9 protein-coding genes are annotated in these 11,271 nt (G+C 67.3%); 6 read left to right on the forward strand and 3 right to left on the reverse strand.

Features of this window, described 5'->3' with window-relative positions:
- Positions 1-41 precede the first annotated feature (41 nt).
- The gene (locus tag AC1DRE_RS24675) at positions 42-1,595 is read left to right on the forward strand and encodes an FAD-dependent oxidoreductase (protein WP_476987098.1); all 1,554 of its coding nucleotides are present in this window, start codon (positions 42-44) and stop codon (positions 1,593-1,595) included.
- A 59-nt stretch (positions 1,596-1,654) separates the two neighbouring features.
- Here the strand turns inward: AC1DRE_RS24675 and AC1DRE_RS24680 are convergent, their stop codons facing one another.
- Positions 1,655-2,263: a TetR/AcrR family transcriptional regulator gene (locus AC1DRE_RS24680; RefSeq protein ID WP_476987099.1), complete on the reverse strand. Its 609-nt coding sequence runs from the start codon at positions 2,261-2,263 to the stop codon at positions 1,655-1,657.
- A 155-nt stretch (positions 2,264-2,418) separates the two neighbouring features.
- Between AC1DRE_RS24680 and AC1DRE_RS24685 the strand changes: the two genes are divergently transcribed.
- The 4 genes from AC1DRE_RS24685 (at position 2,419) to AC1DRE_RS24700 (ending at position 7,593) form a co-directional block, all read left to right on the forward strand.
- Positions 2,419-3,876 carry an APC family permease gene (locus AC1DRE_RS24685; protein WP_476987100.1) on the forward strand — a complete coding sequence of 486 codons (1,458 nt, stop codon included), beginning with the start codon at positions 2,419-2,421 and terminating at the stop codon, positions 3,874-3,876.
- Positions 3,866-5,533 (forward strand): amidohydrolase, encoded by a 1,668-nt coding sequence (locus tag AC1DRE_RS24690; protein WP_476987101.1) that lies wholly within the window; start codon positions 3,866-3,868, stop codon positions 5,531-5,533. The genes AC1DRE_RS24685 and AC1DRE_RS24690 overlap by 11 nt, the downstream gene beginning before the upstream one ends.
- Positions 5,534-5,648: 115 nt before the next feature.
- The gene (locus AC1DRE_RS24695; RefSeq protein WP_476987102.1) at positions 5,649-6,008 is read left to right on the forward strand and encodes a VOC family protein; all 360 of its coding nucleotides are present in this window, start codon (positions 5,649-5,651) and stop codon (positions 6,006-6,008) included.
- 250 nt (positions 6,009-6,258) lie between these two features.
- Entirely contained in the window at positions 6,259-7,593 is a 1,335-nt protein-coding gene (locus AC1DRE_RS24700) for an aminotransferase class III-fold pyridoxal phosphate-dependent enzyme (protein WP_476987106.1), read from the forward strand.
- Between the two features lie 105 nt (positions 7,594-7,698).
- Here AC1DRE_RS24700 and AC1DRE_RS24705 read toward each other — a convergent pair whose 3' ends face one another.
- On the reverse strand, positions 7,699-9,090 hold the full coding sequence (locus tag AC1DRE_RS24705) for an MFS transporter (protein WP_476987103.1): 1,392 nt from the start codon (positions 9,088-9,090) through the stop codon (positions 7,699-7,701).
- 228 nt (positions 9,091-9,318) lie between these two features.
- On the opposite strand from AC1DRE_RS24705, the gene AC1DRE_RS24710 reads away from it, so the two are divergent.
- The gene (locus AC1DRE_RS24710) at positions 9,319-10,206 is read left to right on the forward strand and encodes a helix-turn-helix transcriptional regulator (protein ID WP_476987104.1); all 888 of its coding nucleotides are present in this window, start codon (positions 9,319-9,321) and stop codon (positions 10,204-10,206) included.
- Between the two features lie 220 nt (positions 10,207-10,426).
- On the opposite strand, the gene AC1DRE_RS24715 is transcribed toward AC1DRE_RS24710, so the two are convergent.
- On the reverse strand, positions 10,427-11,271 hold an 845-nt coding region (locus AC1DRE_RS24715), incomplete at its 5' end, for an HNH endonuclease signature motif containing protein (protein ID WP_476987105.1).

An 11,271-nucleotide genomic window follows, 5' to 3' on the forward strand; every position in this document is an offset into this window, starting at 1 on the left:
GCCCGGCCCAGGGAAGCCCAACTGCATGGAAAGCGGATGTCATGAGTGAGCAGCCAGCAGGTACGTTTGCTTCCCTCTGGGCGGCTACCAGCGCATCCACGGGCTACGCTGCCCTCAACACGGATCTCGACGTCGATGTGGCCGTGATCGGTGGCGGCATCGCAGGCCTGACCGCTGCACTGGCCCTGAAGCGGGCAGGGCAGACGGTGGCCGTGCTGGAAGCGGCCCGGGTGGGCACCGGAGTCACCGGGAACACCACCGGCAAGGTCACTTCCCTGCACCGGCTGGCCTACACCGAGCTGGCAGGCCGGCACGGCGCCGAGGCAGCCCGCTTCTACGGGGAGGCGAACGAAGCCGCGATTCAGCATGTGGCCGGCACTGTGGCCGAAGAAGGCATCGACTGCGGCTTCCGTCGGGTATCCAACTACACGTACGCCGAATCGGAGCGCACCCTCGATCTGGTCCGGGAGGAAGCGGCACTGGCTGGCAGGCTCGGACTTCCGGCGTCCTTCACCACCGAAGTGCCGCTGCCCTTTGCGGTCAAGGGCGCGGTCCGCTTCGACGGCCAGGCGCAGATCCACGCGCTCAGGTACGTGCAGGGCCTGGCCCGCGCCGTCGACGGGGAGGGTGGCTTTGTCTTCGAGGAGTCGCCTGCCACGGGCTTCCGGGACGGTTCGCCGGCAGTGGTCGACACGGACGGGGGCTCGGTCCGGGCCCGGGAGATCATTGTGGCGACGAATATGCCCATTGAGGACAATGGAATCTTTGATGAGCGGTGCTACGTGCACCGCTCCTATATCGTGGCCGGACGGACGGCCCTTCCTCCCTTGGACTCCACGTTCCTCAGCGCGGACCAGCCGATGCGCTCCATCCTGACCATCGGCCTCGACGGAACCAATTACGTACTGGCCGGCGGGGAAGGCCACCCCGCGTCGGAGCGCACCGATTCCGCCGAGCGGTACCGGCGGCTCAGCGGGTTTGCCCGCGACCGCCTGGGCGTCGACGAAATCGTCTACCGCTGGTCCACCCAGGACGCCATGCCTGCAGACGGGCTGCCCTACGTGGGGCTCATGTCTCCGGAGTCCAAGCACGTTCACGTGATCACGGGACTGCGCAAATGGGGCCTGACCAACGGCACCGCCGCAGCCCTGATCCTTCGGGACACGCTGTGCGGCCGGCACAACCCGTGGGCGGCAGTGTTTGACAGCACCCGAGTCCTTGAAAGCGCGCCGGCAGCAGCTGCCCCGGACGCAGCACCGGCCGACGGGGAGGACGTCGCCGCGCCTGCCAGCGAGGCGCCCGAAACTGCCGCCGCACCGAGCGGGGCTGTTGTGACCCGGTCGGACCTCGTTCGGGGGAGGGGAAGCGTGGTGGACGTGGACGGGGCAAAGACCGCCGTCTACGTCGGTCCCGCGGGCGACGTCACCGCCGTATCGGCCGTCTGCACCCATCTGGGCTGCACCGTGGAGTTCAACCCGGCAGACGTTACCTGGGACTGCCCGTGCCACGGCTCCCGGTTCAGCACCGACGGTACCGTCATCCAGGGCCCTGCCACCCGGAACCTCGCGTCCAGCCCGGCACCGGCGGACGGCTGAGCCCGGGCTGGGCGGACGCGGTGTCGCGGAACTGACGCCTGGAATTGTCCCCGAAGGCGTTACCCCGTCAGCTTCGCCCGGAGCCCGCCGATGATCACATCCAGGCCGAAGTCGAAGGCGTGCCCGCCCCGTTCCTCCGACGGGCCGGCATTGCCGAGTGCGCGCTTGAGCGTGGGGTAGCCCTCCGCCGGCGGGTCCCAGACAACTTCCGGAGCCGCCAGGTCCAGGGCCGCGCCGAGGGCAAAGCTGTCGATCGTGGAGATGGCCGCCACCACGTCCCGTCCCCCGAATCCTGCCGCCTCAAGGGCCAGCGCCAAGTCTTCGTACAGGCCGATGACGTCCGGATCAGTGATCGTTTGCAGGACCAGGAGCGGCGCCAGCCGCGGGTGGCGCACGAACGCGTCCCGGTAGGCGCGGATCAGGACCCGCAGGGCGGCTTCCCAGTCGCTGTGGTTCACCGGCGGATACGGCTCTTCGGTGATGATCCGGTGGCGCAGGAGCTCCAGGATCTCGTCCCGGCCGCTGACGTGGTTGTAGATGGAGGACTGGCTGACGCCGATCCTCTTCGCCAGTTTCGGGAAGCTGAAGTCGCCGCTCTCATCGACCAGCTCCAGGGCGGCCGTGGTGAGGGCCTCCACGGATATCAGCGGTAGGAGCGGGCGCCCCATGGGTTCTCCTGACTGCAGCTCTTGACGGTCCAGCCCAGCCTAGTCGGCGGGACCCGGCGGCGCCGTTTTCGGAAAACTATTGTGCTCTGCGCCACACGCCTCCATAATAAACGAAAGCCTTTCGTTTAGCAGGGCTCCCAAGAAAGGACGGACTAGTGCCGGATACCCAAACCAGACAACCGACGTCGTCCGCGGACGGCGCCCTCAAGCGCAATGCCCTGGGAACGGGCGGCATCGCCTTCCTCGTCATCTCGGCAGCAGCACCCCTCACCGTCATGGCAGGCGTGGCCCCGGTAGCCATCGGCGTCGGCGGCATTGGCGCCCCGGCCGGTTACCTCCTAGCGGGCATCGTGCTCACCCTCTTCGCCATCGGGTTCATGGCCATGACCCGCCAAGTCAAGGCATCGGGCGGCTTCTACACGTACATTTCACTGGCCATGGGCAAGACGGTGGGACTGGCCTCCGCCATCCTGGCGATCGTGTCCTACAACTGCCTCCAGATCGGCGTATACGGTCTCTTCGCGGTCCAAACCCACGACATGTTCAAGGTGCTGTTCGGGCTCGAGGTGCCGTGGCCAGCCATCGCTCTCGCCGCCGTCGTAGCCGTTTGGTTCCTCGGCTACCGGGGGATCGACGTCGGCGCGAAGGTGCTCGGGGTGCTCCTCATCGCCGAGACGGGCATCCTCGCCGTGATGGGGGCGGGCATCCTGGGCAGCGGTGGTGCCCATGGGATCAGCGTGGGTTCCTTCAGCCCGGAGCACGCGTTCGGCCCGGGCGTCCTGGCGATCCTGGGCATCTGCTTCGCGGCCTTCATGGGCTTCGAGTCCACCGTGCTGTACCGCTCCGAGGCCCGCAACCCGGACAAATCCGTGCCGCGGGCCATGTACATCGCCGTCGGCTTTATGTCCGTGTTCTACGCCTTCATCGTCTGGACCGTGGTCCAGGCCTACGGCGAAGACCGCGCCGTCGAAGCCGCGGGCGAGATGGCCGGCGGGATGTTCTTCCAGACCATCAACCACTATGTGGGGCCTTGGGCCGAAGTGGTGATGTACGTTCTGATCGTCACCAGCGTCTACGCCTCGCAGCTGGCCTTCCACAACGCGATCAACCGCTACGTCTACATGCTGGCCCGCGACGGCGTGCTGCCCGCCTTCCTCGGCCGTACCCATCCCAACTTCCAGTCCCCGCACCGCGCCGGCCAGCTGCAGACAGTCCTCGCCGCCGTGGTCATCACCATCTGCGCCCTGCTCAACGCCGACCCGTACCAGCAGCTGCTGATCTGGGTGAATACCCCCGGAATTTTCGGCATCGTCGGACTCCAGGGCCTGGTTTCAGTTGCGGCCTTCCTCTACCTGCGCCGGAACCCCGCTGCAGCGACGCACAAACTGATGGTGCCGCTCAGCCTGGCCTCCGCCATCCTGCTCTTTGGCGTGGTGCTGCTGATCGGCCTGAACATCGAGCTGCTCACCTTCGCCGACGCGTTGACCAACACCATCCTCATCCTGGTAACGCCCCTCGTCTTCATCGCGGGGCTCCTGGCAGCCCGCTGGGTGCGCCGCCACCGTCCCGAGACCTTCGCGCAGATTGGAAGCTTCGAAACCCATGAATCCTGATGTGATCATCCTGGCCGACACCATCCACACGATGGAGGACCGGACGCCCGGAAGACCCGCGCCGCAGGCGGTGGCCGTCCAGGACGGCGTGATTGCCGCCGTCGGAAGCCGTGCGGATGCCGAGGGCTGGCCGGCCGCGGAGGTCATCGACTTCGGTGCCGCCGTGCTGACGCCCGGCCTGGTGGACTGCCACATCCACCCTGTCTTCGGCCTGGAACTGACCCGCGGCTGCGACCTCTCCGGCGCCAAGGACCTTGCCGGGGTGCGCGCGCTGTTGCGAGCCGCAGCCGAGGCAACCCCCTCGGGGGACTGGGTACGGGGCTGGGGCCTTGATCCCAATGTGTTCGGATCCGCCCCCGCCCACCGCGAGCTGATTGACGACGTCGTCTCCGGCCGGCCGTGCCTCATCCGACTCTTCGACGGGCATTCCGCCCTGGCCGGTTCGCGGGCACTGGAACTGGCCGGTGTCACCGGACCGCGGGCGTTCGACCAGGCCTCGGAAGTTGTCTGCGACCCCAGCGGCAGGCCGACGGGGCTCCTGCTGGAGGCCGCCGCCATTGAGCTCGTGGCGCAGCTGATGCCGGCGGAGTCCTTCGAGGAACGGAAGGTAAGGCTGGCGCAGCTCTTTACGCAGTTCGCGCGGTCCGGGCTGACGGGGGCGCACGTGATGGACTGCGGGGAGGACTCGCTGGAACTCTTCCGTGCCCTCGAGGGTGAGGCCCCCGCGGACTTGACGGACGACGTCGACGGCGGTCTCCCGCTGCGCCTGCGGATCTCACCCTGGTGCATGCCCGGCAGCGGCGAGCAGGACTGGCAGCCGCTCGCGGAGCAGATCGGACTGGGCGGACGGCGATGGGAGGTGGCCGGCATCAAGCTGTTCGTGGACGGCACGGTGGACAACGGCACCGCGTGGCTGTTCGAACCCGATATCTATGGGGAGTCCGTGGCCCCGTTCTGGCCCCGCCCGGAGGAGTACGCGGCGGCGGTGCGCTTCTTCGCCGGCCGCGGGATTCCCACGGCCACGCACGCGATCGGCGACGCCGGAGTGGCCGCAGTCCTGGACGCTTTCGAGTCCCTGCCTCCCGCGGTGCGGTCGGATGCACCGGCGGCCGTGCACCGGATCGAGCACCTCGAAACCGTCCCGGACGCGCTCGTCGAGCGGTTCTCCCGGGCTGGCCTGGTGGCGAGCATGCAGCCGACGCACTGCACCCACTACTCCCGCGCTGACCAGACGGACAACTGGTCCGTGCGGCTGGGGCCGGAACGCGCGAACAATGCCTGGCGGTGCGCGGACCTCCGCGCGGCGGGTACCACCCTGGCGCTCGGCTCCGACTGGCCGATCGCCCCGTTCGAACCGCTGCCCATCCTGGCCGACGCGCAATTACGACGGCGGTCCGGCCACCGGGACGAACAGCCGGTGGTTCCGGGCCAGGCCCTCACTGCTTTGCAGGCGCTCGAAGGCTACACCTCGCACGCGGCGAGGGCTGCGGGGGAGTGGGCGGTCTCCGGGTCCATCACGGTCGGGAAACGCGCGGATTTCACGGTGTTCGACGCCGATCCGCTGTCGGTTGCCCCGGATGACCTGGCTGCTGCGCAGGTTCTGGCCACGTTCGTGGACGGGCGGGTGCAGCACCTGGCGGTGGGGTCAGTCCGGTAGGACGGGGCCCGGGGCTAAGGCGACCAGGTCAGGGGAGGCGTCCTCCGCACGGCAGCCGACTACTTCGTCCGCGGACCCTAGGGACAGACCCACTTTCGGGCGGTAGCATGCCCGTATGGCTATCGCGCGCTTCCCAACCCTCGTCATCGACTGCCCCGATGCGGGTGCGCTTGCGGGATTTTACGCCGCTCTGCTCGGCTGGAACGTGAAGGGTCAAGGTGACTGGACAGAGATCCGGCCCGACGACGGAAGCAACTGCATTTCGTTCCAGCAGGTGGACGGCTACCAAGCGCCCGAATGGCCGGGCCAGTCCCGCCCACAGCAGATGCACCTGGACCTGGTGGTGCGGGATCTGGACGACGGCGAAAAAGAGGTCATCAGGCTGGGGGCCACCAAAGCGGAGACGCAGCCCGGCACCACGTTCAGGGTCTTCCTGGACCCTGTCGGCCACCCCTTCTGCCTCTGCTTGGACTAACGGTTCCAACGGTTCCTCCCCCTATTTGAGCATGCCCTCAAACGCTGCCGCCCGTCGTCGGGCATTCCAATGAGTGAAATACATTTGGGCGTAAAGCCCGGGCGGTTCAGACCGTTGTCGCAACGGGTAAAGCGATGCGCACCTGCGTTTCCGGGCCGCCTGGGTCTCGGCCGTTGTCGGGAGCGCGAGGGCTATGGACGCTGCCGGGTGACGGTGCCAAGGTGAAGCTGTAGAGGGGAACAGCCCGGCACTGGAGCAACGGAGGTTGGTCATGAATCTAGACGAACTGGTCTTCCACCCCTGGGCTGTCCAGGGGCCGCGGGACGTGCCTGCCTTTGTCGGTGGATCGGGGAGCTACATCATTGACGCCGGCGGACGGCGCTACCTGGACTTCAGCTCGCAGCTGGTGTTCACCAACCTTGGTCACCAGCATCCGCGCATCGTGGCTGCAATCAAGGAGCAAGCCGACCGTCTCTGCACGCTCGCACCCGGGAACGCGTCCGATGTCCGGGGCGAAGCGGCGCGGCTGATTGTGGAGGTCTCGCCGGAGAGCCTCGGGCACGTGCTGTTCACCAACGGTGGAACGGAGGCCATCGAGCATGCGGTCCGGATGGCGCGCCTTTACACGGGCCGGCCGAAAGTGCTCGCCGCGTACCGCTCCTACCATGGCTCGACATCGACCTCGATCCACCTCACCGGAGACCCGCGCCGCTGGGCCTCGGACACCGGCGCGGCGGGTGCCGTGCACTTCTTCGGACCCTTCCTGTACAGGTCGGCGTTCGGGTCGGGGACCCCGGAGGAAGAATGCGAACGGGCGCTCGCCCATCTTGAGCAGGTGATCCTCCTGGAAGGCCCGTCGACGATCGCCGGCCTGGTCCTGGAATCGGTGACCGGCAGCTCGGGGGTCATCGTGCCACCGGCCGGCTACCTGCGCGGGGTCCGCGAGCTGTGCGACCGCCACGGCATCGTCTACATTGCTGACGAGGTCATGGTCGGCTTCGGCCGGACGGGAGCCTGGTTCGGCGTCGACCACGATGGCGTGGCACCGGACCTGTTGGCGTTTGCGAAGGGCGTGAATTCCGGGTACGTGCCGCTGGGCGGCGTGCTGGTCGGCGACGCAATCTACGAGATGTTCACCAAGCGGCCCTACCCGGCGGGATTGACGTACAGCGGCCACCCGCTCGCCTGCGCAGCAGCGGTCGCCGCCATCAGCGCGATGCGCGAGGAGGGCACAGTCGCGGCAGCTGCCCGACTCGGCACGGACATCCTGGGGCCAGGACTCAGGGAGCTTGCCGGGAGGCACGAGTCCGTCGGCGACGTTCGCGGCATCGGCGGCCTCTGGACCGCTGAACTGGTCCGCAACCGGCTGAGCAAAGAGCCGCTCGTACCGGTAGGAGCCACTGGTGCGGCGAACGCGCCGATGGTCTCCTTCACTAAGGCGTGCCTGAGCAGGGGCTTGCTGCCGCTGACCCAGGGCAACCGCGTCCATGTCGCACCTCCCCTCAACGTGAACGACTCCGACGCCGCCGCGGGCCTGGCAATCCTGGACGAGGCACTGGCGGAAGCCGACGCCTTCCTGGACTAATTCGGAACGCCGAAGACGTCATGGCCGGACACTGCCAGCCTGAGCGGTGAAGAAGCTGGAACGGTGCGTTGCCTTGGCCAGCCGGACGTCACAGTTGGGGAAGGTTTAATCCACGACGCGGGCTGGCCGGCGAAGGAACAGGGCTGTCAGGACTGCCGCCGTCAGGCAGAGAACGGCGTTGAGCCCGATGGCCGGCAGTACCGAGTGCAGTACCTGATCCGGTGCATCACCGATGCCGCCGTGGACCAGGGACGCGGCGATGATAGTGCTCATGAGGGGGATTCCCATGGTGATGCCGATTTGCTGGCTCATGGTCGTCAGGCCGGTGGCAAGTCCCTGTTCGGTGTCGGGGAGACCGGTGGTGGCGGTGACCATAAACCCGACGATGGCGGCGAGGTTCGCGACCCCGCCGACAAACGTGGCGATCAGGACGAGGATCAGTGAGGCCTGGCCTGTGTTGATGAAGAGGAGGGATCCGGTGGCCGCGGCCTGGACGGTGAGTCCGGCGATGATGGTGTTCTTGTTGCCCAGTTTGCCGATGAGTTTCGGGGCGATGATCCCGCCGGTGACGGTGCCAATGCCGAGGATGGCGAAGGCCAGTCCGGCACCGAGCGGGGTGTAGCCGAGGACCTGCTGAAGGTAGAGGGTCAGCACGAACACCAGGGACGTTTCGGTGGCGAACGCCAGGATCCCGGCGATGTTGCCCCAGGCGATGTTGTTCCGCCGCAGGATCGCCACGGGCACCAGCGCATGCGGCGTGTTCTTCTCGATGAAGAAAAAGAGCACGAACAGGATCACTCCCGCTACCAGTGGTCCCCACGCCAGCGGTTGAGCCCAGCCCTTTTCGCCCGCGGTGGTCAGACCGAGGACGAGCAGCAGCAGGGCAAGGGTCACCGTGAAGGCTCCCGGCACATCCAGTTTCGTCCGGTTCCCGCGGGCGGACTCGGTCAGCAGTTTCGGGGCAAGGATGAGGACGAACAGGGCGATGGGGATGTTGATGAAGAATGCCCACCGCCAGGACAGCAGGTCGGTGAGCAGCCCACCGAGGATCGCACCGGCAGTGAACCCGGCGGCCATCAAGGAACCATTCAAACCTAAGGCCTTGTCCCGCAGCGGCCCTTCCGGGAAGGACGTGGTGAGTAGCGACAGTGCGGCCGGGGTGACGGCGGCGGTGGCCATCCCCTGGGCGACACGGGCGGCGAGAAGCACACCTGGGTCGGTGGCGAGGCCGCCGACGAGCGAGCCGATCCCGAGCAGCGCCATGCCGGCGATGAAGAGCCGTTTGCGGCCGAACAGGTCAGCGACCCGGCCGAAGAACAGGGTGAATCCTGCCGCGCACAGTGCGAAGGAAGTGGCGATCCATTGCAGGTGTTCCAAGGCGAAGCCGACGTCAGCCCCGATCCGGGGCAGCGCGACGTTAAGGATGGAGAAGTCGACTGCGAGGGTGAAACTGGCTGTCAGCAGCAGCACCATGATCAGCCGCTGCCGCCCGGTCATCCGGACAGAACCTTGTTCAGCCGGCGGTGTGGGCGGTGCTGGTATTGCTTCAAGCCGGGGGAGAGGGGTGGTGTCGTGCGTTGTCATCGTGGAAGTGTCCAATCACTGAGTGCGTGGGCGGGTTTTCCTCTCCAGCCTGCCGACGCCGGGCGGGAACAGCCACGCCGTGTTGTGGGTAGCACTGGCAGTGCTACCCATATCCGGGAATGTTCGTGAATACTCACAGGTATGAACCAACCAGCAGCGATGGGCGACTTCCTACGCAAACGACGGGCCGCCCTGAGCCCGGCCGACGTCGGGCTGATGGATTATGGCACCCGCCGTGTTCCCGGGCTGCGGCGTGAGGAAGTGGCCATGCTGGCCGGGATGAGCGTGACCTACTACGCCCGGCTGGAACAGGGCCAACACGTCAACGCCTCCGATGCGATCGTCAATTCCCTCGCCCAGGCCCTGGCCCTGACCGAGATCGAACGGAAACACCTCTCCGACCTCTCCGGCATCAAAGGCCGAAGCCCCAAAACCGCCCGCACCCGGCCCGACCAGGTGCGGCCAGGCACGAAACGCCTGGTCGATTCCATGGGCAGTGTTCCCTCGGTGGTGCTGGGCAAGCGCACTGAAGTCCTGGCCTGGAACCGGGCCGGGCACTGGCTGGTGGCTTCGCACCTGGACTTCGACGCCCCGGACACGCCGTCCCAGCGGCCGAACATGACCAGAATGCTCTTCCTGGATGAGGCCACACGCAGCCTGTACCCGCACTGGCGCTCCGAGGCCGCCCGTGCCGTCGCGTCCCTGCGGCTGTTCTCCGGACGGTTCGCCGACGACATCGAACTCGCCGCACTCGTTGGGGAACTGACCCTCAAAAGCCCCGAGTTCGCAACGATGTGGGCAGAACATCCGGTTGAAAACTGCATGTCAGGGCACAAGAAACTGGACCATCCCCGGCTCGGGTGCCTGGAGCTCGGGTTCGAGGTCCTGACCATGCCGGACGACTCCGGCCACCGCATCCTCACGTACACCGCGGAAGAAGGCAGCGAAGCCGCCGCCGCACTTACGCGGCTGCATCGCCTACCCCTCACCCTGGCCCCCGATGTGGCCCGTCTTGGCGACGTAGTCTGAGCAATTCGCTGGGACGCCCCCCACGATAAGAACCCGGAAAGCCGGTCGCGGACCCCATAGCGCGGACCCCACAGCCTGGTGCAGCCGCGTGGGGGATATGCGCGACCTGTTAGAAAACGCCCCGGCCATCGGGAGGTCTACCGCTTCTGGCCCGATCCGACCCGACCTGGGTTTCCCCAGTTTGGGCGGTGCACAGCGGCGCCCGACCTCAGCCCGTACTTCAGGTCTTGAAGTAGTTGTTCTGTTGTGGCCGTTGGCGTGGGTCGATGTGGGGTGGCGGGATGAACCACGGGACCCCGGTTTTGACCTGGATGGTCCATTGTTCTTTGTGGATGAGGTGGTGGTGATGGGAACAGAGCAGGGTTCCATTGTCTGTGTTGGTGGGTCCGCCGTGTGACCAGTAGGTGATGTGGTGGGCTTCGCACCAGGGGGCGGGGATGGTGCAGCCGGGGAAGGCGCAGCCTTGGTCGCGGGCGGTGATGGCTTTGCGGATGTGGGGCGGGAAGATCCTGGTGGTGCGGCCGATGTCCAGGATGCGGCCTTGGCTGCCGAGCAGGACGGGGATGATGTCGGCGTCGCAGGCGATCTTCCGGACCAAGGACGCCGGGACCGGGCCGGTGAACGTGAACGAGCCGGTGCCGGGGAGCCTGCCGGTGCTTTCGGGGCTGAGGGTGGTGTCGCTGGCGTGGTCTGCGTCCCAGGGTCCGGCCGGCCCAGCAGTGCCGGCGCCAGTGCCGGTGGCCGTGCCCGTGGCCGCGGTCCGGGTGCGGTGGCGGGGTCCCTGGTTGGTGGTGTGTTCGAGGCGGTCCAGGAGGTCGCGGTAGTCGATGGTGACCATGACCTGCGGGCGGAGTCCTCCCGTGGCCGGGAGGGTTCCGGTGGTGAGGGCTGTTTTGCAGGCACTGACGAGGCCGTCCAGGAGCCGCTGCTGCCGGGTCCGCCGGTCCAGATCGGCATCAGCTGCGCCGCCGGTCCCGTCGCCGCTGTCCAGGGTGCCGTCTGCCCCGCCGCAGCCGGTCCCGTCGCCGCTGTCCGCTGCACTGTCCGCGTTGTTGCCGGCGTAAC

It is taken from the genome of Arthrobacter sp. P4_H3 (assembly GCF_056400885.1).